This is a genomic window from Acidiphilium cryptum JF-5 (assembly GCF_000016725.1).
GTDB classification, from domain to species: domain Bacteria; phylum Pseudomonadota; class Alphaproteobacteria; order Acetobacterales; family Acetobacteraceae; genus Acidiphilium; species Acidiphilium multivorum.
Window position 1 is genome coordinate 1,654,231 of sequence record NC_009484.1, and the last position, 21,802, is coordinate 1,676,032.

Annotated in this window: 23 protein-coding genes and 2 tRNA genes; 13 read left to right on the forward strand and 12 right to left on the reverse strand. The window is 65.3% G+C overall.

The window, feature by feature from the left end:
• Window positions 1-12 precede the first annotated feature (12 nt).
• From ACRY_RS09870 to radC, 3 genes are read left to right on the forward strand one after another with little or no spacing between them, the layout of a single operon-like run.
• Window positions 13-1,242: an MFS transporter gene (locus ACRY_RS09870; RefSeq protein ID WP_011942283.1), complete on the forward strand. Its 1,230-nt coding sequence runs from the start codon at window positions 13-15 to the stop codon at window positions 1,240-1,242.
• A gap of 43 nt (window positions 1,243-1,285) precedes the next feature.
• Window positions 1,286-2,071, forward strand: a complete 786-nt coding sequence (gene map / locus ACRY_RS09875; RefSeq protein ID WP_007421851.1) for a type I methionyl aminopeptidase — start codon at window positions 1,286-1,288, stop codon at window positions 2,069-2,071.
• Between the two features lie 44 nt (window positions 2,072-2,115).
• Window positions 2,116-2,883, forward strand: coding sequence for a RadC family protein (radC, locus tag ACRY_RS09880; protein ID WP_011942284.1), 768 nt, complete (start codon window positions 2,116-2,118; stop codon window positions 2,881-2,883).
• On the opposite strand, the gene ACRY_RS09885 is transcribed toward radC, so the two are convergent.
• Window positions 2,878-3,651, reverse strand: a complete 774-nt coding sequence (locus tag ACRY_RS09885) for a methyltransferase domain-containing protein (RefSeq protein WP_011942285.1) — start codon at window positions 3,649-3,651, stop codon at window positions 2,878-2,880. The two genes, radC and ACRY_RS09885, sit on opposite strands and share 6 nt — an antisense overlap.
• A gap of 45 nt (window positions 3,652-3,696) precedes the next feature.
• Between ACRY_RS09885 and ACRY_RS09890 the strand changes: the two genes are divergently transcribed.
• The 5 genes from ACRY_RS09890 (at window position 3,697) to ACRY_RS09910 (ending at window position 6,370) form a co-directional block, all read left to right on the forward strand.
• Entirely contained in the window at window positions 3,697-4,422 is a 726-nt protein-coding gene (locus ACRY_RS09890) for a ComF family protein (protein ID WP_043509149.1), read from the forward strand.
• Between the two features lie 62 nt (window positions 4,423-4,484).
• Entirely contained in the window at window positions 4,485-4,742 is a 258-nt protein-coding gene (gene grxC / locus ACRY_RS09895; RefSeq protein WP_011942287.1) for a glutaredoxin 3, read from the forward strand.
• Entirely contained in the window at window positions 4,739-5,194 is a 456-nt protein-coding gene (locus tag ACRY_RS09900) for a DUF1178 family protein (RefSeq protein WP_007421846.1), read from the forward strand. Before grxC ends, ACRY_RS09900 begins: the two co-directional genes overlap by 4 nt.
• 16 nt (window positions 5,195-5,210) lie before the next feature.
• Window positions 5,211-5,753, forward strand: coding sequence for a gamma carbonic anhydrase family protein (locus tag ACRY_RS09905; protein ID WP_011942288.1), 543 nt, complete (start codon window positions 5,211-5,213; stop codon window positions 5,751-5,753).
• A gap of 29 nt (window positions 5,754-5,782) precedes the next feature.
• Entirely contained in the window at window positions 5,783-6,370 is a 588-nt protein-coding gene (locus tag ACRY_RS09910; RefSeq protein ID WP_011942289.1) for a hypothetical protein, read from the forward strand.
• A gap of 59 nt (window positions 6,371-6,429) precedes the next feature.
• Here the strand turns inward: ACRY_RS09910 and ACRY_RS09915 are convergent, their stop codons facing one another.
• Window positions 6,430-7,839, reverse strand: coding sequence for a helix-turn-helix domain-containing protein (locus tag ACRY_RS09915; protein ID WP_011942290.1), 1,410 nt, complete (start codon window positions 7,837-7,839; stop codon window positions 6,430-6,432).
• Between the two features lie 191 nt (window positions 7,840-8,030).
• Here ACRY_RS09915 and aceA point away from each other — a divergent pair, with 191 nt between their 5' ends.
• A complete protein-coding gene (gene aceA / locus ACRY_RS09920; protein WP_011942291.1) occupies window positions 8,031-9,416 on the forward strand; it encodes an isocitrate lyase in 1,386 nt (461 codons plus the stop codon).
• Window positions 9,417-9,501: 85 nt separating this feature from the next.
• Here the strand turns inward: aceA and ACRY_RS09925 are convergent, their stop codons facing one another.
• A complete protein-coding gene (locus ACRY_RS09925; RefSeq protein WP_050751106.1) occupies window positions 9,502-10,578 on the reverse strand; it encodes an A/G-specific adenine glycosylase in 1,077 nt (358 codons plus the stop codon).
• Here ACRY_RS09925 and ACRY_RS09930 point away from each other — a divergent pair.
• A complete protein-coding gene (locus ACRY_RS09930; protein ID WP_007422446.1) occupies window positions 10,569-11,021 on the forward strand; it encodes a DUF721 domain-containing protein in 453 nt (150 codons plus the stop codon). The two genes, ACRY_RS09925 and ACRY_RS09930, sit on opposite strands and share 10 nt — an antisense overlap.
• 17 nt (window positions 11,022-11,038) lie before the next feature.
• On the opposite strand, the gene polA is transcribed toward ACRY_RS09930, so the two are convergent.
• Together polA and ACRY_RS19115 are read right to left on the reverse strand one after the other, a co-directional pair.
• Window positions 11,039-13,786, reverse strand: coding sequence for a DNA polymerase I (polA, locus tag ACRY_RS09935; RefSeq protein WP_011942294.1), 2,748 nt, complete (start codon window positions 13,784-13,786; stop codon window positions 11,039-11,041).
• Window positions 13,783-14,010 carry a zinc-finger domain-containing protein gene (locus tag ACRY_RS19115; RefSeq protein ID WP_011942295.1) on the reverse strand — a complete coding sequence of 76 codons (228 nt, stop codon included), beginning with the start codon at window positions 14,008-14,010 and terminating at the stop codon, window positions 13,783-13,785. Before ACRY_RS19115 ends, polA begins: the two co-directional genes overlap by 4 nt.
• 116 nt (window positions 14,011-14,126) lie before the next feature.
• Here ACRY_RS19115 and ACRY_RS09940 point away from each other — a divergent pair.
• Window positions 14,127-14,203 (forward strand) — tRNA-Arg (locus tag ACRY_RS09940).
• Window positions 14,204-14,483: 280 nt separating this feature from the next.
• Here the strand turns inward: ACRY_RS09940 and ACRY_RS09945 are convergent.
• A tRNA-Thr gene (locus ACRY_RS09945) sits at window positions 14,484-14,558 on the reverse strand.
• A 258-nt stretch (window positions 14,559-14,816) separates the two neighbouring features.
• Between ACRY_RS09945 and dcd the strand changes: the two genes are divergently transcribed.
• Together dcd and murA are read left to right on the forward strand one after the other, a co-directional pair.
• Window positions 14,817-15,371: a dCTP deaminase gene (gene dcd, locus ACRY_RS09950; protein ID WP_007422448.1), complete on the forward strand. Its 555-nt coding sequence runs from the start codon at window positions 14,817-14,819 to the stop codon at window positions 15,369-15,371.
• A 6-nt stretch (window positions 15,372-15,377) separates the two neighbouring features.
• A complete protein-coding gene (gene murA, locus ACRY_RS09955; protein WP_007422449.1) occupies window positions 15,378-16,634 on the forward strand; it encodes a UDP-N-acetylglucosamine 1-carboxyvinyltransferase in 1,257 nt (418 codons plus the stop codon).
• Here the strand turns inward: murA and ACRY_RS09960 are convergent.
• The 6 genes from ACRY_RS09960 to ACRY_RS09985 all read right to left on the reverse strand — a co-directional run bounded on the left by ACRY_RS09960 (window position 16,571) and on the right by ACRY_RS09985 (window position 21,798).
• Window positions 16,571-17,845: an SAM-dependent methyltransferase gene (locus ACRY_RS09960; RefSeq protein ID WP_011942297.1), complete on the reverse strand. Its 1,275-nt coding sequence runs from the start codon at window positions 17,843-17,845 to the stop codon at window positions 16,571-16,573. The two genes, murA and ACRY_RS09960, sit on opposite strands and share 64 nt — an antisense overlap.
• A 163-nt stretch (window positions 17,846-18,008) precedes the next feature.
• Window positions 18,009-18,569: a 50S ribosomal protein L9 gene (rplI, locus tag ACRY_RS09965; protein WP_007422451.1), complete on the reverse strand. Its 561-nt coding sequence runs from the start codon at window positions 18,567-18,569 to the stop codon at window positions 18,009-18,011.
• A 12-nt stretch (window positions 18,570-18,581) separates the two neighbouring features.
• Complete coding sequence (gene rpsR, locus ACRY_RS09970; protein WP_011942298.1) at window positions 18,582-18,869, reverse strand: 30S ribosomal protein S18; 288 nt, start codon at window positions 18,867-18,869, stop codon at window positions 18,582-18,584.
• Window positions 18,870-18,872: 3 nt separating this feature from the next.
• Window positions 18,873-19,349, reverse strand: coding sequence for a 30S ribosomal protein S6 (gene rpsF, locus ACRY_RS09975; protein WP_007423703.1), 477 nt, complete (start codon window positions 19,347-19,349; stop codon window positions 18,873-18,875).
• A 145-nt stretch (window positions 19,350-19,494) separates the two neighbouring features.
• Window positions 19,495-19,794, reverse strand: coding sequence for a putative quinol monooxygenase (locus ACRY_RS09980; RefSeq protein WP_007423702.1), 300 nt, complete (start codon window positions 19,792-19,794; stop codon window positions 19,495-19,497).
• Window positions 19,795-19,809: 15 nt separating this feature from the next.
• A complete protein-coding gene (locus tag ACRY_RS09985; RefSeq protein WP_011942299.1) occupies window positions 19,810-21,798 on the reverse strand; it encodes an acetyl/propionyl/methylcrotonyl-CoA carboxylase subunit alpha in 1,989 nt (662 codons plus the stop codon).
• Window positions 21,799-21,802: the final 4 nt, after the last annotated feature.

Consider the following 21,802-nt stretch of genomic DNA (forward strand, 5'->3'; position numbering starts at 1 on the left):
CATTGAGGGTGGATGAACGATCCGACACCGACAACCGCGACCTCGTTCCATATAAAGCGCGGCTCCGCGGAATTCCGCCGCACGACACTTGCAATGTTCGCTGCCGGCTTCGCGACTTTTGCGCTGATGTATTGCGTGCAGCCGCTGCTGCCGGTGTTTGCGAGCGATTTCCGCGTGCGCCCGGTGTCGGCAAGCCTCGCTCTGTCGCTCACCACTTTCACCCTCGCCGGTTCCCTGCTCGTGGCCAGCGCGGTCTCGGAAGCATGGGGCCGCAAGAACATGATGGCGGGCTCGGTCATCGGCGCCGCCTTCCTGACCATTGCTTCGGCGGCGATTCCGCATTGGGGCGCCTTTCTCGCGGTCCGCGCTTTGATCGGCCTTGTGCTTTCGGGCCTGCCCGCGGTGGCCATGGCCTATCTCGCGGAGGAAATTGATCCCAAATCGATGAGTCTCGCCATGGGCCTCTATGTCGGCGGCAGCGGCTTCGGCGGCATGAGCGGTCGACTGATTACGGGAGTGCTGGCCGATCTTGCCGGGTGGCGGATCGCGATTGCGGGCATTGGCGCGATCGGCCTCGCCTCCGGAATCATCTTCACCTCCAGCCTGCCGGCATCGCGCAACTTCACCCGCCGGACACTTTCAATCAGGCATCTCGCGCGAAGCTACGCCGCTCACCTCGCCGATCCGGCATTGCGACTGCTCTATGCCGAGGGTTTCCTGATCATGGGCGGCTTCGTGACTATTTATAATTATATCACGTTCCGCCTGCTCGCCCCGCCATTCAGCCTGTCGCAGGCTGCGGTCGGCATGATTTTCGCGGTCTATCTCGTGGGCGTCGGCAGTTCGGCCTGGAGCGGCCACCTCACCGGCAGGATCGGAAGGGCGCGGATGCTGCCGATCGCGATCGCTTTGGAACTTGCCGGCGCCCTTCTGACCCTTTCGGGGACTCTATGGCTTGTCATCGCAGGTATCGCGCTGGTCACGCTCGGCTTCTTCGCGAGCCACACGACGGCAAGCGCCTGGGTCGGGGCCGCCGCGCGCGGCGCGCGGGCACAGGCTGCGGCACTTTACCTGTTTCTCTATTATCTCGGGTCGAGCCTTGTGGGCTCGCTCGGCGGATTCGCCTGGAGTTCGTGGGGCTGGAGCGGCGTGGTGACGGTGATCGCGCTACTGTTGCTGGCCGGGCTTGCATTGGCAGTGCGACTGGCCACCTTGCCATCCCGGCGCGCGGAGGTCATGTAGCGAAGATGAATCATGAAGCGGTCAAACTGGCGGAGTGCGGCTGATGGACGGCGGCGCCGAACAGCGGCAGATTACGATCCATAAGCCGGAAGACTTCGTGCCGATGCGAGCTGCGGGCGCACTGGCGGCCGAGGTGCTCGACATGGTCGGCGCGCATGTCCGCCCAGGCATCTCGACCGGAGAGATCGACCGGATCTGCCACGACTATATCGTCGCCCGCGGCGCAATTCCGGCGCCGCTCAATTATCGTGGGTTCCCGAAGTCGACCTGCATCTCGATCAACCACGTTGTCTGCCATGGCATTCCAGGCGATCGCGTGCTGATGGATGGCGACATTCTGAACATTGACATCACGGTAATTCTCGATGGCTGGCACGGCGACTCCAGCCGGATGTACATAGCGGGCACAGCGTCAACGAAAGCTCGCCGACTGATCGATGTTACCTATCAGTCGCTGCTGGAAGGAATTCGCGCCGCTAGGCCGGGTGCGCATTTCGGTGATATCGGCCACGCCATACAGACCTATGTCGAGGCGCAGCGTTTCTCCGTCGTGCGGGATTTCTGCGGCCATGGCATCGGCCGCCGCTTCCACGAAGCGCCCAACGTGCTGCATTTCGGCCGCAAGGGAGATGGCCCCGAACTACGCCCAGGCATGTTCTTCACCATCGAACCGATGGTGAACGCGGGAAGGCCGGAGGTGAAGGTGCTCGACGACGGCTGGACAGCGGTGACGCGGGATCGCAGCCTGTCGGCCCAATTCGAGCACATGGTCGGAATTACGGAGTCCGGTTGCGAGGTTTTTACCCTGGCAGCCGGCGAAGTGATCTGATCGGCGCACTTTGCAAGCGCAGCCAGCTATGACAAGCTCCGGCTGTGACGAGCGGCCGGAACACACTCCAAGATAGTAATATTCAGGCGGATCTTCTTCTGGAAGGTCAATCGCCGGACGGTGAGCCGCACGGTTCCGATGTCCATGGCGCAACCGGGCATCGCGCGCGCTTGCGTGCACGCCTGCTCAAGGCTGGGCCTGAAGCGCTTGCCGACCATGAAATCCTCGAGATGGTGTTGTTTCTTGCCGTTCCCCGGCGCGACACCAAGCCGATCGCACGCGCGCTCGTCCGGCGTTTCGGCTCCTATGCGGGCGCCATTGCGGCGCCAATCGGCGAGTTGCGGGGCGTCGAAGGGCTGGGCGAGGCCGGCGCCGCCGCTTTGAAGATCGTTCAGGCGGCTGCACTCCGGCTCGCGAAGGCGGAAATCGCTTATCGTCCCGTGCTGAACCACTGGGACAGGCTCATAGAATACCTCACGGCAGTGCTGGCCCGTGAACGGGTCGAGCAGGCGCGGGCGCTGTTTCTCGACCAGCGCAATCGGCTGATCGCCGACGAGGTCCAGTCCGTGGGAACCGTGAACCACACCCCGCTATATCCGCGCGAGTTGATCAGACGCGCTCTCGAACACCATGCAACCGCGATCATCCTGGTCCATAACCATCCCAGCGGTGACCCGACCCCGTCGCCGGAAGACGTGGCGATGACGCGCGAGATCAAGCAGGCTGCATCAACACTTTCGATCGTCCTGCACGATCACGTGATCGTCGGTAATGGCAAGTGGGTCAGCCTCAAGCGGCTGGGTCTGCTATGATCCCCAGCCACTGAGAACGGCGATGGGAAGGTTGATACGCAAGCGCCCCCCAGATCCGGCAATCGCGGCGAGCGCCAATGGAAACAGAGCCCGCGGGGGAATCCGGCGCGACCTGGCCGAAAGCGCGTTGGTCTCTCCCGCATCGCGAAGATCGCGCAGCAGGGCGAACGGCTCCGCGTATTCGAGGTCGACCTCCTCCCGTTCGGCGATCGGCAGCGCAAATCCCGCGCGCTGCATCAGGCCGGCGCAGTCCGCAAGCGTGGGGAATGGCGAGACACGCGGCGCCGCTCCTCCGGTCAGGACCTCTTCCGCTTCGATGAGGGCGGAACGCAGTTCCGACAAGGTTCCGAGAAGCGGCAGGCTGCCGATGAAGAGTCCTTCTGGCGTCAGCGCCTGGCGCAACTGGATGAGGGCCCCGGGCAAGTCGTTCACCCAGTGCAGCGACATATGGGCGACGATGAGATCGAACCGCGCCGGACCGAACGGCAGAAATTCGGGGTCTCCTGCAACGCTGGCAGTTCCGTGCGCGAGAGCGGGGGATATATCGCAGGTGACGACCTCGATACCGCGGGCGTTCAACAGCGGTGCAACCGCACCCCGCCCGCCGATGTCGAGCGCGAGACGGAATCGCCGTCCGGTATCGTCAAGCCGGTCGAGCACGCGAAACGCGAGCTCGTCGAGCACTGGCCGAACCTTGGCCAGCCGTGGTGCTGCCCGGGTCCGATGGGCGGCGACTGCCCTGCGATCGAAGATCTCCATCTGGCTCATCGGCGTGCTTGTGCCGCGTCTGCCGGCTGGCGAAAAGCCCCTGTCATGCTGAAGTCGCTGGCCCGTGCTGCGCTTGATCTCCTGCTCCCGCCCCAGTGCCTGGCCTGCAGCGAGGAGGTGCCGGCCGACGGGCTGCTCTGCGTCTCGTGTTTCGTCGAGACCAGTTTCATCACTGACCCGGTTTGCGGCCAATGCGGCCTTCCGCTTGCCGAGCCTGCCCCGCTCTGCACGAGTTGTGACTGGGCGCCCCCCACATTCCGCAGCGCCCGCGCCGCGCTGCAATACAATGCCGCCGCCAAGCGGCTGATCCTGCCTTTCAAGTATGCCGATCGGCCGGAACTCGCTATCGGCCTCGCACGGCTGCTGCTCCGCCCTGGCAAGGAGTTACTGGCGCGCGCGGATCTCCTGGTGCCCGTGCCGCTACACCGCTCGCGCCTCGCTCATCGCGGGTATAACCAGGCCGGGCTGCTCGCCCGTGCGCTGGGGCGCATTTCCGGCACGAAGGTCATGATCGATGCCCTCGTCCGCCTGAGGGCAACCCGGCCTCTTTCAGAACTGGACCAGACAGGGCGAGAATTGGCCCTTAAAGGGGCAATCGGCATCCGCGAGGGCCGCGAAGCGCATATTGCAGGGCGCACAATCCTGCTCGTCGACGATGTCCTGACAACCGGCGCCACGGCATCCGCCTGCGCTGATACGCTCTACGCCGCAGGGGCCGCTGCCGTTGATGTTTTGGCCATTGCACGTGTCGCGGAGGCCGAAGACATTTAACAATTACGCAACAGTCTTGCGATAAATTTCGGCTCGCGTATGTGAAGGGCTGGAGAGATCATATGCCGACAGTCGAAATTTACACCCAGGCTTTCTGCCCGTACTGCAGCCGCGCCGTTCGCCTCATGCGCGAGAAGGGCGTGCCGTTCACAGAAATTGATGCGCCCCGAGGCTCCGCAGCCCGCCGCGAGGCCATTGAAAGATCTGGTGGCAGCACGACCGTACCGCAGATCTTCATCGACGGCCAATCGATCGGCGGCTGCGACGAGTTGCTCGAACTCGAACGGACCGGCCGGCTTGATCCACTCCTTGCAGCATGATCCATTATCAACTCCGCTGCGCCTGCACTCATGAATTCGATGGCTGGTTTGCCAATAGTGCAAGCTTCGAACGCCAGGTGAAGCGCCGCCTTCTCAATTGCCCGCGCTGCGGTGGCACGGACGTGGCACGCGCTTTGATGGCCCCTCGAATCGGCAAGGGCAATCCGGAAGAGCCGCGCCAACAACCTCCGGCCAGGAAGCCGAGAACCGCCGCGGTCGCCGGACGCATGCCCGACGAATTGCGGGCATTGCTGGCGGGGCTGCGGCGCGAGGTCGAGACGCATTGCGACTATGTCGGCCAAGAATTCGCGGCCGAAGCGCGGCGCATCCATAATGGCGATGCCCCCTCGCGCGGCATTTACGGCGAAGCCACCGAGGCCGAATCGGAAGCGCTTGCCGAAGAAGGAATCGAGTTCGCTCAAATTCCCTGGGTGCCACCGGCCGACGGCTGACACGGAGGATCGCGGGATGCACCACACCTCACCTGCCCTGTTCGAACTGGACGGCGTCCGCCCGGACATCGATCCGGATGCGTGGGTCGCACCCGGCGCGGTATTGATTGGCGCCGTTCAAGTCGCGGCGGGAGCCAATGTCTGGTTCAATTGCACGTTACGTGCTGATAACAACGTGATCCAGATCGGTCCACGAACCAACGTCCAGGACGGCACGGTTATCCACGTGAACGCCGGCGAACGGTTCGCGGCACGCATTGGCGCCGATGTCACCATCGGTCACGCCGCAATCATTCATGCATGCACGCTGGAGAATCGCGCGTTCGTCGCCATGGGTGCCGTCGTGCTCGACGGAGCGGTCATCGAGGAAGGGGGAATGCTGGCTGCGCATTCCCTGCTGACGCCAGGCAAGCGCATCGGCCGCAACGAACTCTGGATGGGATCACCTGCCCGGCTGGTCAGGGTGATGACGAATGAGGAACGTGCCCAATATGATCTGACGGCACCGCATTACGTCGAACTTGCGGCGCGCTTCCGCAACGGGCTCAAGCCGGCCTGATCTTATCGGCACGGCATTGGAGACATGCCATGCACCAGGCGATCCGCTCCAGTCTATTCATCGGTCTGGTCAGTCTTGGCCTTTCCGGCTGCGCACTCGAAACGCCTCCTCCATCCACCGGCTATCTCCCGGCAAATGCCTTCGACGGTCGGGTCATCGGCGAAGATCCGGCGATCGCGGCAACCAACGAAGCGCGCTGGTCATTCACCCACCCCAAAGCCATGCAGGGACGACCGGCCGAAATGGCGCTTGCCGTCGCCTCGCTCGACGCCATGGCTGGACAATTTGCCACCGGCGGCCGCTGGGTCTCAATGAATAGTCTTGCCAAGCTCCAGATGCTGCGGGCGCGTCGCGCGGTGCGGGCGGTACTCGGCATCAGGCCGGGCACACCATCGCAGACCGTCATCAATTCAATGGTGACGATCAGCCTCGCCTTGCGTCATGGCAATCGGCCAGCAGCCCTTGCCGCCGCGAAAGGCGCGGAATTTACCCTCCCTCCGCCGCGCACCCTTTCAATCCTTGCACATTTCCCGCCTGTCCCGATTGCTGCAGAGGCAACCACTTTCGCAAGCCGGTATCTCTTCCCGGGCGGCGGCGGTCCTTTTTTTCTCCGCTGAGCGTTTGGTCACGGATGGTGCCGGCAGCGGCACGGGCAAAACGGAAACCGGGCCGGTCGCTATTGGCTACCGCCTCCACTTGCTGGCTTGAACCGGTAGGGGCTGGCACTGGTCGTCGAAACATCAAGCGCGAGGCGATGGGCCAGCGGCGGGAAGGCGCGGGAGCGGCAATCGGGCCGGTCGCAAAGCCTGCAGGACAGGCCAATCCCTACCGCCGCGCGGTCCAGATCGAGCCCGTCAGCATAAACGACCTCGCCGGCACGGCCGATGTCGCACCCCATCGCCACAACGCGCGTGGCCGGCGGTTCGCCCCAATGCGCGGGCGAGGCAATGATCGTGCGCGCGAAACATAGATATGTTGCGCCCTCCGGCAGTTGCGCCACCTGCACCCGGACTGTCCCGGGAGTCGCAAACGCCGAGTGCACGATCCAGCGCGGGCAGTTGCCGCCAAAACGTGCGAACGGAAACCCTGCGGCGGAAAATCGCTTCGAGACATTCCCCGCAGGGTCAACGCGCAGAAAAAAGAACGGCACGCCGCGCGCCCCCTGGCGCTGGAGCGTGGAGAGGCGGTGGCAGGCCTGCTCGAATGAGACACCGAAGCGCATCGCCAGATGTTCAACATCGTGCCGCAATTCCTGGGCTGCAGCCAAGAACGGCACATAGGGCATCAGGACGGCGCCGGCGAAATAATTAATCAGTCCGATCCGCAGCAACTCCCCCGCATCGCGTGTGGTGAGGGTCGCCCGTCGGACCACCTGTTCGATCAGATCACGGGCCTCGAACAGGCCAAGCTGGAAGGCCATCTGAAATCCGCGGCTCTCCCGCGGGAGGGTCTCGGACAGGACAAGATGCCGCCGCGCGGGATCGAACACGCGCAGTGCCCCCGGCAGGGGCGCCACGGAAACGACAAGCCCATGCTTGTGGCGCAGCCGCTCCGCCAAGGCGTGATTCATCCCCAGCGTCGCTGCCGGCAGTTCCGCCCCGAGCGCCTCTGCGGCCTCCTCAAGCTCGGGAAAGTGGTTGGCATGCTCATGAAAGACATCCCGCACTTCCTCGTTCGGCAACAGGATCTTGCGGCCGGACGGGAGCGTGATCCCGCCGGTCTCCTCCCTGACCGCCTGGAACGCGCGATACAGACCAAGCATCGCCTGGGCTGCCGCGGGGGCGGATGCGGCGATCATCTGCGCTTCGGAATCGGGCACCGACTCCGTCCCGATCAGCGGGTCGGCGAACGCTTCCCGCAACGCCTGTTCCACCTGCCGCTCGTCGGAGCCGGAAAGCGCAGCAAGATCCACCTTAAGCGTCTCGGTCAGCTTGATCAGCAGCGCAGCCGTCACGCCCCGCTGATCATGCTCGATCAGATTGAGATACGAGGTCGAGATGCCCAGCCGGCTCGCCAGTTTCTGCTGCGTCAGGCCCTGTTCCTGACGCAGGCGGCGAACGATACGACCGATTAACGGCTTGGACATGCGAACAGCCTCGTCGAGCAGGTGGATTTTTCAGATTTTACATATTGTAAAATTTTACAGTCAATTCAGCGACGCATTTCATCATTTAATGCCATTTTTGGCAATGACATTCGCGGTTGCAGCGTAAATAATTCACTCATCAGCGCGACTTGAGCGTCTGTGAATTCGCCGCCACGGCAAAGGAGAGTGTCATGTCAAATTTCCCCAACCCGGCCCATTCCCCGGAAGGCATTCCGGGTGGGCTCTCCGTCGCCCCCGGCCGATTTGCCGGAATCAAGCGCGATTATACGCCGGCCGATGTCGAGAAGCTCGCGGGATCGTTCAGGGTACGCCACACGCTCGCCGAGATGGGCGCCAATCGCCTCTGGCATCTGCTGAAGACCGAACCCTATGTGAACACGCTCGGCGCGCTCACCGGCAATCAGGCCATGCAGCAGGTAAAGGCAGGGCTGAAGGCAATCTATCTCTCCGGCTGGCAGGTCGCCGCCGACGCGAACCTGTCGGGAGAAATGTATCCCGACCAGTCGCTCTATCCGGTGAACTCGGTGCCGATGGTGGTCCGCCGCATCAACAGCGCGCTACGTCGCGCCGACCAGATCGCCCGCATGGAAGGCGATTCGTCGCAATACTGGATGGCGCCGATCATTGCGGATGCAGAGGCCGGGTTCGGCGGTGCATTGAACGCCTATGAATTGATGAAGGCCATGATCGAGGCCGGGGCGGCTGGCGTTCACTTCGAGGACCAGCTCGCCTCCGAGAAGAAGTGCGGCCATCTGGGCGGCAAGGTGCTGGTGCCCATCGCCCAGCATATCCGCACCTTGAACGCGGCCCGTCTGGCCGCCGACGTCGAGGGCGTCCCCACCGTGCTGCTCTGCCGCACCGACAGCCACGCGGCCCAGCTTCTGACCGCTGACATCGACGAGCGCGACCGCCCGTTCCTGACCGGCGAACGCACGCCGGAGGGCTTCTACCGGATCAAGCCGGGAATCGGCGTGGAATACGCGATCGCCCGCTCACTCGCCTACGCGCCATATGCCGACCTGCTCTGGTGGGAAACCTCCGAACCCAATCTCGAGGAGGCCCGGCAGTTCGCCGAAGCCATCCATAAGCAGTTCCCCGGCAAGATGCTGGCCTACAACTGCTCGCCGAGCTTCAACTGGCGCAAGAAGCTTTCGCCGGAAAAGATCGAGAGCTTCCAGCGCGAGATCGGCGCCATGGGCTACAAGTTCCAGTTCGTCACCCTGGCCGGCTTCCATTCACTGAACTACTCGATGTTCCAGCTCGCCAAGGGCTACGCCGCCCGCGGCATGAGCGCCTATTCGGAGCTACAGCAGGCGGAGTTTGCCGCCGAGAAGGACGGCTACACGGCGACGCGCCATCAGCGGGAGGTCGGCACCTCCTACTTCGACGCCGTTGCCGTCGCGATCTCCGCAGGCCAGGCCTCGACCACGGCAATGGCCGGCAGCACCGAAACCGAACAGTTCCGTGACGAAACGCCGGCTATCGACCATGGCCACGATCACGACGACGGGCTGGTGCACCATCACAGCTGGGCCGTCAGCGCACCGGATCGCTGATCCCTTCGAGTTCCCCCGCGGTGCCGGCATCGGGCCGGCACCCGTCCTGTCAACTCGCCCCGGACTTCATGTCCGGGGCAGCTTTTTATTTCGGCGACCGCTCATCGAGAACAGCAAGCCCGGCCTCCAGCGCCTTGCGCATCACGGTCGGCAGAGGCGTATCGGGCGGCGCGGCGACGATCCCGCCGGGTAGCGCCGCGACGCGGCCCGCCTTCACGGTGAGGCGCAACTCGAAATGGGTGAAAACGTGAATGATCGTGCCGGCATCAAGCCAATGCGCGGCGCATGGCGGCACCGGGGGCGGAGCTGTCGCCTCCCAATCCGTGCCCGGCACCTCCAGCATCCCTCCGAGCAATCCGCGTGGTGGCCGCCGGCGCAGGCCAATCATGCCGGATCGATCCTGCATCACGAACACGGTGCCGCGCCGCACGGGCCGCGCCGCGCGCTTCGCCTTGCGCGGCAGGTCGGCGGACAGCCCCCGGGCATGTGCCGCGCATCCGTCGCGCCACGGGCAGACCATGCATGATGGACTGCGCGGCGTGCAGACGGTGGCTCCGAGATCGAACAATGCCTGCGCAAAGTCACCTGGGCTGGATTGCGCTGCCGCCTGCGCGCCAAGGCGGGCAGCGGCGACCGCAATCGCGTCCTTCGCCGCGGGCAACGCCTCCTCGATCGCGAACATCCTGGCGGTAACCCGCTCGACATTGCCGTCCACCGGAACCACCGGAATATCGAAGGCGATCGCGCCGATCGCCGCAGCCGTATAAGGGCCGATGCCGGGCAGCGCACGTAGCCCGTCGAGCGTGACGGGAAACCCGCCCGCCTCGGCGACGGCCCTCGCGCAGCGGATCAGGTTGCGTGCCCGCGCGTAATAGCCAAGCCCCGCCCACAGGCCCAGAATCTCATCATCCACCGCGACCGCGAGGTCGCTGATCGTGGGGAAACGCTCGATGAAGCGATGGAAATAAGGTATGACAGTCGCTACGACTGTCTGCTGCAGCATGATTTCGCTCAGCCAGACATGATAGGGATCGGGCAGGGTACCCGGGCCGGCGCGCCAAGGCAGGATGCGCCGGTGAACATGATACCAGCGGAGCAGATTTTCGGCGGATGGCAGGGACCGACTCACGAAAAACGCCGACGAGACCCAGGATGCCGGCACCGGAAGCGCCGCGGCACAACGCGCCGCGCGGCATCGCAGCCCTGCTTGCCCCCGTGCTGCGGCCGGCCCTTCGGCGGCGTGGCTCGGTGCTCGGCACGCTGATCGCCGACTGGGGCGATATCGCCGGACCGGAAATTTCGTCTTGCAGCCACCCCGTCAAATTCGCCGCAGGTACGCTGACGATCGGCTGCGCGGGGCCAGACGCGCTGGCGCTTCAGCATCTCGCCCCGACCCTGATCGGGAAGATCAATCTTGCCCTCGGCGGCGCGCCCGTCCAACGGCTGCGCTTCACCGACATGATCATCCCCGCGACAACTCGACCGCTTCGACCACGACACGAGGCCGGCGCGCCACCGGCCGGACTGCCCGATGGACCGCTGGGAGACGCCCTGGCGCGGCTGCATCAAGGCGTCACGAGGCAACGGTTCAACCGGCCGGAGTAAGGTCGCCTGCATCTTGCTCAGTGCGCGTCCGACCAGTTCGCGCCGATCCCGGTCTCCACCAGCAGCGGCACCGAAAGCGATGCCGCCCCCTGCATCACCGCGCATGCGAGCTTCGCCGTCGCCTCTGCCTGATCCTTTGGCGCCTCGAAGACCAGTTCGTCATGCACCTGCAACAGCATCACGGCATCCAGTCCCGCATCTCGGATCGCCGCGGGAAGGCGCACCATCGCACGCTTGATGATGTCGGCCGCCCCTCCCTGCAACGGCGCATTGATCGCCTGGCGTTCCGCGTAACCTCGCCGCGCCGGATTTTTCTCTGTGATTCCAGGAACATAGCAGCGCCTACCGAAGGGCGTGAGAACATAGCCATGCGTGCGCGCGAATTCCGCCGTCTCGTTCATGTAGCGCCGGATTTCCGGATAGCGCGCGAAATAGGCATCAATGAAGCGCTTGGCCTCGCTATTCTCGATCCCGAGCTGGCGGGCTAGACCAAAGGCGGAAATGCCGTAGATGATGCCGAAATTGATGGCCTTCGCGCGGCGCCGGACCATCGGATCCATCCCCTCCATCGGCAGGCCGAACACCTCGGCGGCCGTGCGGGCATGGATGTCCTCGCCTTTGGCAAAACTCTCCTTCAGCGCCGGAATATCGGCAACATGCGCCAGCAGCCGCAGTTCGATCTGCGAATAGTCGGCGGAAATCAGCGCCTTGCCGGGCGCGGCGATGAAGGCTCGGCGTATCCGCGCGCCCTCGCTGGTCCGGATCGGGATGTTCTGCAGGTTCGGCTCGTTTGACGAAAGCCGTCCCGTCGTCGTGATCGCCTGGGAGAAACTGGTGTGGACCCGCTGATCCGCGATATCGATCTCGCCGACCAGGGCATCGGCGTATGTGGATTTCAGCTTCTGCAACTGCCGCCATTCCAGCACGCGGACCGGCAGATCATGACCGGATGCGGCCAGCTCCTCGAGGACGGTTGCGTCGGTTCCCCAGGCGCCCGTCTTGGTCCTTTTGCCGCCGGGCAGCCCCATCTCGTCGAACAGGATTTCCCCGAGCTGCTTCGGGCTGCCGGGATTGAAGGCGCGACCGGCGAGTTTCTCGATCTCCCGCTGGATATCGTCCATCCGCCGGGCAAACTCGGCGGACATCGACTCGAGATCGGCGCGATCGACCATGATGCCGGCACGTTCCATGCCGAGCAGCACGGATAGCAAGCGGCGCTCCATCGTTTCATAGAGCGCGAGCGCCGCCTCCGTACGCAGCCGTGGCCGCAGCAGCAGCCAGAGGCGCAGCGTGACATCGGCATCCTCAGCGGCATAGGCGGTAGCACGATCGATCGGCACGGCCGCGAAGGAAACCCGGCTACGGCCGGTTCCTGTCACCTCATCGTAGGAAATGGGCCGATGATCGAGATGCAACGCCGATAACTCGTCCATCCCATGCCCATGCCGGCCGGCGCCAAGCGTGTAGGACATCAGCATCGTGTCATCCACCGGCGTCGCATCCGCGAGGCCGGCACGCTCGAGAACGTGCAGATCGAATTTCGCGTTGTGGAAAATTTTCAGGATCGACGGATCGGCCAGAACCGGCGCCAGCCGCTCGAGCGCGAGCGGGCGTGGCAATTGCGGGCCATCCTCGTGCCCGAGCGGAACATAGGCCGCCCGGCCGGGCGCGGTCGCGACCGAGATGCCGACCAGTTTCGCGTGCCGAGGATTGAGACCGGTCGTCTCGGTGTCGATCGCAAAACGGCCGGCATGCCTGATCTCGGCAATCCAGCGGTCGAGTTCAGCCTCACTGTCGATCGTGACATAGGGGCCGAACGGCGCATCAGCCGCGGGTGCGGCCGGCGCCGGCGCATCGGCCGCACCGGCGGCTTCGGCAAGACGCTCGCCGTTCCGCTTCGCCACGCCATCAAGCCCGAGTCGGGCCTTGATGCTTTTGAAGCCCTGAGCATCCAGGAAGTCGTTCAGCATACCGTCGTGCAGCGGTGCGATCGCCAGCTCGTCGATCGGAACCGGCAAGGGAACGTCCCGTCGCAATTCGACCAGCCGGCGGGAAATCCGCGCCTCTTCGGCATACGCCACCAGTGATTCGCGTCGTTTCGACGGCTTCATCGTTCCCGAAGCGGCGGCCGCGAGAATGGATTCGAGATCGCCGAACTCGGCGATCAACTGAGCCGCTCCCTTGGGGCCGATTCCCGGTACACCGGGAACGTTGTCAACCGAGTCCCCCATCAGCGCCTGGGCATCGACCATCTGCTCCGGGGTGACGCCATACTTCGCGACGACCTCGTCAGGCCCGATCGGCGTGGACTTGATCGGGTCCAGCATCGACACATGGGCATCAAGCAACTGCATCAGATCCTTGTCGGATGAGATGATCACGGCCTCGCCCCCGGCCTTCTTCATCTCCTCGGCGTAGCTGGCGATCAGGTCATCTGCCTCGACCCCGTCCAGCTCGATAGCCGGTACGGCAAAGGCGCGGGTCGCCTCGCGCACAAGGACGAATTGCGGCACCAGTTCCTCGGGAGGTTCAGGGCGGTGCGCCTTGTACCGGGGATCGATCTCGTTCCGGAACGTCGTGCGTCCGGCATCGAAAATCACCGCGAGATGCGTGCCTGTATGCTCCTTGAGCAACCGGGCCAGCATGTTGCAGAACCCGAAGACCGCGTTGACGGGCGTGCCATCGTCCCGCGTCATCGGCGGCAAGGCATGGAAGGCCCGGAAAATGAACCCGGAGCCATCGACAAGAACCAGCCGCCTGGTCAATGCCCCTCGCCCGGCGTTGCATTTCCAGTCAGGACATAGTGGCGGGAGCAATAAGGACAGGTGACTTCGCGATCCTCAATCTTCAGATAGACGCGCGGATGCCCCAACGGGCCGCCTCCCCCGTCACAAGCGACGGTTCGCTCCCGAACCTGAATCATCTCGAAATCTATCGCGCCCGCTGAGTCGGACATGAACACCTCACGCGCTGTGTGAACGATCGCCACAATACCGCCAAAGACCCCCGATGCCTATCGCCAGCGAAGAGGACGGCCTCCACTTGCGCTGCCAACGGCCGAAGGGCATTGAGCCCAGATCCAATCCGCGCTATGCGGGCGTTGCCGGACCCGTAGCTCAGCTGGATAGAGCGTTGCCCTCCGAAGGCAAAGGTCGCGCGTTCGAATCGCGCCGGGTCCGCCATATATACCTCAGAAATCGAACCGCTTTTCGCAGAAGGGCATCGAAGATGCGCACGCTGTTGCAGAGGCGGCAGTCCGGCGCACGCTGGCCAGAATAATCAAATAATCAATCGTGGTGAGCAATCTCGCCGCATGCGACAGCCGGCAGCGCACATGAAGGGCGCGGGCGATACGCAATGAGGCGTTCACGCTGCCGGAGATTTCTTCAGCAGATGTGAAGCACAGTTATACCCGAGGTGACATTCGGAAACCGGAAATCACCACTTAAGTGCTTGATTTTATGGTGCTGTCAGAGGGAATTGAACCCTCGACCTCCTCATTACCAATGAGGTGCTCTACCCCTGAGCTATGACAGCGCCGCGTTGCCGGGCGGTATATCCAAAGGAGCCGCCCGGCGCAAGCGCGGCACTTGACGGCATCCCTGCAATTCCGCTTTGTCCTGCCATGACCGGCAGCACAAAAGATACTCGCAGCGACGCCGAGGCGGCCGCGGCAGCTCGAAGGCAGCGCGAGGCTGAAGCTCTGCGCGCCAATCTCTGGCGCCGCAAGCAGCAACTTCGTGAACGCGCCGCTCAGCCCGCAGTCAGGCCGGAAGCCGCTGACGGAGACAGCCCATGCCGGTAATGCCGGACCACTGGATTCGCGAGCAGGCTGTATCGAACGGGATGATCGATCCCTTCGTCGAAACCCAGAAGCGCGACGGGGTGATCTCCTACGGATTGTCGTCCTATGGCTATGACGCCCGGGTTGCCGACGACTTCAAGATCTTCACCAATGTCGATTCCGCTGTTGTCGATCCGAAAAATTTTTCATCCGACAGCTTTGTCGACCGCAAGGGGCCCGTCTGCATCATCCCCCCCAACTCCTTCGCGCTCGCGCACACGGTCGAATATTTCCGCATCCCGCGCGATGTGCTGGTCATCTGTCTCGGGAAATCGACCTATGCGCGCTGCGGCATCATCGTGAACGTCACCCCGCTCGAACCCGAATGGGAGGGACAGGTGACCATCGAGATCTCGAACACCACCCCCCTGCCCGCCAAGATCTACGCCAACGAGGGGATCTGCCAGTTCCTCTTCCTGCAGGGCTCTGCGCCGCCCGAAACCAGCTATGCCGACAAGGCCGGCAAATACATGCGCCAGCGCGGCGTTTCGCTTCCCAGACTGTGAGGCTTCATGGATAGAATCCGCATCCGCGGCGGTCGGCCGCTGGAAGGCGTCATCGACATTTCGGGCGCCAAGAATTCGGCGCTCAAGGTGATGGTCGCCGGCCTGCTCACCGACGAGCGGCTGGAACTCGAGAACGTTCCGGCCCTCGCCGACGTCGCGACCATGGCGCAACTGCTCGCGCAACACGGCATCGCCGTCGAGGAAACCGGAGCAAAGCAGCTATCGGTCGGCGGCGCCATCACGAATACCGAGGCGCCCTACGACATCGTGCGCAAGATGCGCGCCTCGATCCTGGTTCTCGGCCCGCTGCTGGCGCGCACCGGTGAGGCCCGCGTGTCGCTGCCCGGCGGCTGCGCGATCGGCACCCGCCCGGTCGACCTGCACCTCAAGGGGCTGGAGGCGATGGGTGCCGAGATCGCCCTCGATGGCGGCTACATCAACGCCCGCGCGCCCAAAGGGCTGCATGGCGCGACCATCACCTTTCCCTTCGTGTCGGTCGGCGCCACCGAGCAGCTGCTGCTCACCGCCACCCTCGCCGAGGGCGAGACCGTGCTGGTCAACGCCGCCCGCGAGCCGGAGATCGGCGATCTCGCCGACTGCCTGAACAAGATGGGCGCGGATATCAGCGGAATCGGCTCGGACCGGCTCACCATTCGCGGGGTGAAGGCTCTGCACGGCGCGCGGCACACCATCCTGCCGGACCGGATCGAGGCGGGCACCTATGCCTGTGCCGCGGCCATCACCGGCGGCGGCGTTCTGCTCCGCGGCGCACGGATGTTCGACCTCGGCGCGCTGGCCTCCACGCTCGGCGAGGCGGGCGTGGATGTGACGGAAGTGGCCGAGGGCGTCACCGTCAGCCGGCGCAACGGGCTGCATGGCACCGATGCGATGACCGAGCCCTTCCCCGGCTTCGTGACCGACATGCAGGCGCAGTTCATGACGCTGATGGCCGTGGCCGAGGGCGCCTCGATGATCACCGAGACGATCTTCGAGAACCGCTTCATGCATGTGCCCGAGCTCAACCGCATGGGCGCGCGCATCAACGTCCACGGTTCATCGGCGATCGTGCGCGGCGTGCCGGGGCTGTCCGGCGCGCCGGTCATGGCGACCGACCTGCGCGCCTCGTTCTCGCTGGTGCTCGCCGGTCTCGCCGCGAAGGGCGAGACGATCGTCAACCGCGTCTATCACCTCGACCGGGGTTACGAGGCCGTCGAGCGCAAGCTCGCCGCGTGCGGCGCCGATATCGAGCGGCTCAGGGACTGAGCCGCCCGCTCGGCGTCGATCATGTAGTCACGCGTGAGCGGAGCCGCGTCCTGCCGGCGGGCCAGCTGGATCTGGAAGACCATGTGGTCCTGCACCTCGAAGGCAAGCTGCGAACCTGCAAGGTAGAACTCGAACATCCGGCAGAACCGCTCGTCGTACAGCGAGGCGATGGCATCGCGGTTGGCGGCGAAGCGCTTGCGCCAGTGGGCGAGCGTCTTCGCATAATGCAGCCGCAGGATCTCAATGTCGGTGCTGCGCAGGCCGGACCGTTCGAGCGGCGCGAACACCTCGGACAGCGAGGGCGAATACCCGCCGGGGAAAATGTATTTTGCCAGCCACGGGCTGGTGACGTCAGGACCATCGAAGCGGCCGATCGCGTGCAGCAGGGCCACCCCGTCCGGCTTCAGGCACCGCTGCACCGTGGCAAAGAAACTCGGATAATTCGGCACGCCGACATGCTCGAACATGCCGACCGACACGATGCGGTCGAATTCGCGGGTCATCGCCCGGTAGTCCATCAGTTCGAAACTGACGCGATCGGCGAGCCCCTCCGCCTCGGCGCGGCGGCGTGCCTCCGCGAGTTGTTCCTCGGAAAGGGTGATCCCGGTCACCCGCGCGCCATAGTCGCGCGCCATGGTCAGCGCCATGCCGCCCCAGCCGCAGCCGATGTCGAGAACTTCCAGGTCCGGCCGGTCGAGCAGCAGCTTGGAGGCGATATGCCGCTTCTTCGCCGCCTGTGCCTCGTCGATCGTCTCGTCGCCGCGCGGAAAATAGCCGCAGGAATATTGCCGGTCGCGATCGAGGAACAGCGCGTAGAGCCGGCCGTTCAAATCATAGTGATGCGCAACGTTGCGCTTCGAGCGGCGGGCATTGTTGAGCTGCGCCAGCGGGCGGAACACGCGCCCGAACGCGTTGCGCAGTCGCAGCGCCGGAATGCGTCCCTCGCTTTCCTGCACGCTCGAGAGCAGGACATGCAGAACGTCATAGATAGAGCCGTCGACGGGATCGAGCGCGCCCTCCATGTAGCCTTCGCCGAGCGCCATGGCCGGATCGGTGACGAGCCGGCGGATGATGGCGGGATCGCGGATCGCGAGGGTTGCCGCCCGCCCCGGGCGGCCTGCGTAATGGGAGATCGCGCCATCCGGCCAGATCACGCTCAGATCGCCGTGGGCGACCAGGCGTTTCAACAGGTTGTCCAGTAATATCCGCATGACCAATCTCCGCCGGCTGAAGAACCCGGCAAGGATTTGGTAACTGACGCCCCGTCGGAAAAGAGGGAAACGACAGAATGGCTACCAGAGCTGCAAGAACGGAAAAACGGCGCCGGTCCGCGGACCGACGCCGTTCATCAGCACTGGAAGCCCGGGATGCCGGTCAGGCGGTCTGTTCCGGCCCCTCGGCGACTTCCTCGCCGGTCTCCAGTTCGTACTCGCTTTCCTCGCGCATGATGGCCTCGCCACGCGCCTGCTTCTCCGCCTCTTCCGGCGAGCGGGCGACGTTGACGACGACATCGATCAGCACTTCGGGATGCAGCGCCACGCGAACCGTCGCAAGGCCCAGCGTCTTGATCGGGTGGACCAGCAGGACCTGGCTGCGCGTGATGCCGAGGCTCGCTTCGCCACAGGCATCGGCGATGTCGCGCGACGTCACCGAGCCGTAGAGCGAGCCGGCGTCGCTGGCCTGGCGGATCAGCGTCACGGTCAGGCCGGCGACGCGCTCGGCGACGCGCTCGGCCTCCTCGCGGCGCTTGAGGTTCTGCGCCTCGAGATGGGCACGCTCACGCTCGAAGCGCTCGCGGTTCTGCTTGGTGGCGCGCACGGCCTTGGCCTGGGGCAGCAGGAAGTTGCGGGCATAGCCCGGCTTCACCTTCACCACTTCGCCCATCTGCCCGAGATGCTCGACGCGCTGGAGCAGGATCAGTTCGACTTGTGCCATGATGCTAGCTCCTCAATCGACCACGTAGGGGAGCAGGGCGAGGAAGCGGGCGCGCTTGATGGCGCGCGCGAGTTCGCGCTGCTTCTTGGCCGAAACGGCGGTGATGCGGCTCGGCACGATCTTGCCGCGCTCCGAGAGGAAGCGCGACAGCAGCCGGACGTCCTTGTAATCGATCTTCGGCGCGTTCGGGCCGGAGAACGGGCAGGCCTTGCGGCGGCGGTAGAACGGACGGCGCGCGCCGACCGCGGTGCGACGGGCGGCCGGGGTATTGACCGGCGCGGTCTCGATGCTGTCGGACATGGCTCAGTTCTCCTCGTTCTGATCTTCGTCGCGGTCCGAACGATACTCGTCGCGCGCCCGGTATTCCTCGCGATCATCGGCGCCGCGCCGGCGGCCCGAATCGAAGCGGCCGGCGGGCTTCGGCCCGCGGAACCCGCGATCGCGATCACGGTCCTCGCCGCGGCGCGCGAGCGGCGCGGACGGCGCCTCGTCGATGTCCTCGACGCGCACGGTCATGAAGCGCAACACGTCCTCGTTCAGGCCGAGCTGGCGCTCCATCTCGCTGATCGTCGCCGGTTCGGCATCGAGCCCGAGCAGGACATAATGTCCCTTGCGGTTCTTCTTGATGCGGTAGGCGAGATTGCGCAGGCCCCAGTATTCGCGCTTCTTCACCGCGCCGCTTTCGCTCTCGACCTGGGCGGTCACCGCGTCGGCGATGGTGTCGACCTGCTGCTGCGTGATTTCACTGCGCGCGATCAGCACGCATTCGTATAGCGGCATATGTCCCCCTGTGGTTGGTTTCAGCCCCGGCGCCGGTGAGCGCCTATTTCCCCCATGGAAACGGGCATAGCCGGGCGAAATGCCATCCGCCCGGCAGGGAAGAGCGGGCAATCGCACAATCCCCGACGGATGGCAAGCGGCACGATCAGAGCGGGCGGGGATGACCGATGTCGTAGAGCGTCAGGTCGCGATCGAGCACGCCGATCTCCCGCAGCGCCGCGCGCCAGGCCCGCATATGCGCCGAGGCGGCATGAGCGTCGAGCGCCTGCTGATCGGTCCACCGCTCGCTGACGCGAATCAGCCCGGGATCAAGCACGTCTTCGGCGAAGGCGTATTCGAGGCAGCCCGCCTCGTCCCGCGTGGCCGCGATCATGGCCGCCATCGGCGCCCGCGCCGCCGCCATCCGGTCGGCCGGCAGCCTGATCGTTCCCATGATGCACAGCATTTCGAGTCCTTTCCTTCAGTCCGTATCCGTGGCGAACGCCATGAGTTCGGCGCCGTCCTCGATCAGGTCGCCCACCGCGCAATGGAGGGCGGCGATCACCCCGTCCCGCGGGGCGGTGATGCGGAACTGCACCTTCATCGCCTCGATCACCGCGAGCAGATCGCCCTCGCGCACCGCGCTGCCCGCGGCGACGGCGAGTTCCACGACCTTGCCCGGCATCACGCTGGTGACCCGCGCCGCCGCGCCGTCCGCCTCGCCCGCCGCGCGGTGCGGATCGGCGACGGCCAGCACGTGGCGCGCGCCATCGGCAAAAACGACGATCCGTCCCCCCTGGCCGCTCGTGCCCAGCCGCGCGACGATACCGTCGATCTCGACCGACACTTCATCCTCGCCGGCCGCATCGACGCAAACGAAGACCTCCCGCCCCGCGTGGTCGAGGCGGAAATGCCGCTCGTCGCGCGGATGCAGGCGCAGATGGTGCGTGGCCTCGCCATCCTCGATCACGACATCCTGGAAACGCTCGCCATTCAGCCGCCAGGCCGCGCGCGTCGCCCAGGGCGACCACGGATCGGAAGGATCGCCGCTTTGCGGCAGCGTGGCCAGCCAGCGATGCGCCGCCGCCGCCAGCACCGCGACCGGCGGCGCGCCCCGCGCCGGCAGCAGCGCCGCCTCGTGCCGGGCGATGAACCCGGTATCGAGCGCGGCCGCGCAAAAATCCGGGTGCGTCACGATCCGCCGCAGCAGGTCGAGATTGGTCTGCACCCCGTCGATCTCGCAGGCCGCCAGCGCTTGCGCCATGTGCCGCAGCGCGCCGTCCCGGTCCTCGTCCCAGGTGACGAGCTTGGCGATCATCGGATCGTAATGCACCGACACCTCGTCGCCGGCGCGCACGCCGGATTCGATCCGCAAATGGCGGCTCTCCGCCGGCAGGCGCAGCCGCGCCAGCGCGCCGGTCGAGGGCGCGAAATCCCGGGCCGGGTCCTCGGCATAGAGCCGCACCTCCACCGCGTGGCCCCGCCGGCCGATCCCCTCCTGCTTCAGGGGCAGCGCCTCGCCCGCGGCCACGCGGAACTGCCATTCGACGAGGTCGATCCCGGTGATCATCTCGGTCACCGGATGCTCGACCTGCAGCCGCGTGTTCATTTCCATGAAGTGGAACGCGCCATCCTCGGCGATGAACTCGACCGTTCCGGCGCCGACATAGCCGATCGCCCGCGCGGCGTCGCAGGCCGTCTTGCCCATTGCCGCGCGCATCGCCTCGTCGATCAGCGGCGCCGGCGCCTCCTCGACGATCTTCTGGTGCCGCCGCTGGATCGAGCAGTCGCGCTCGTGCAGCGAAACCACGTTGCCGTGGGTGTCGGCGAAGACCTGGATCTCGATATGCCGCGGCTTCGTCAGGTATTTCTCGACCAGCACGCGGTCATCGCCGAAGGCGGCGCGCGCCTCGCCCTTCGCCCGGTCGAGCTCGGCCGCGAAATCGGCCGCCGCGCGCACCACGCGCATGCCCTTGCCGCCGCCACCGGCGGACGCCTTGATCAGCACCGGATAGCCGATCTCCGCCGCCGCCCGCGCCAGCGCCGCCGGGTCCTGGTCCGCGCCGTGATAGCCGGGCACCAGCGGCACGCCGGCCTGTTCCATCAGCGCCTTCGCCGCCGATTTCGAGCCCATCGCCCGGATCGCTTCCGCCGGCGGCCCGACGAACACGAGCCCCGCCGCGGCGCAGGCCTCCGCGAAATCGGCGTTCTCGCTGAGAAACCCGTAACCCGGATGGATCGCCTCGGCACCGGTGCGCCGCGCCGCCTCGATGATCCGGTCGATCGCGAGATAGCTCTCCGCCGCCGCCGGCGGCCCGATCCGCACCGCCGCATCCGCCATCGCGACATGCGCCGCCCCCGCATCGGCATCCGAGAACACCGCGATGCTGCGCAGCCCCATCCGCCGCGCCGTGCGGATCACCCGGCAGGCGATCTCTCCGCGATTGGCGATCAGGACCGATCCGAACATCGCG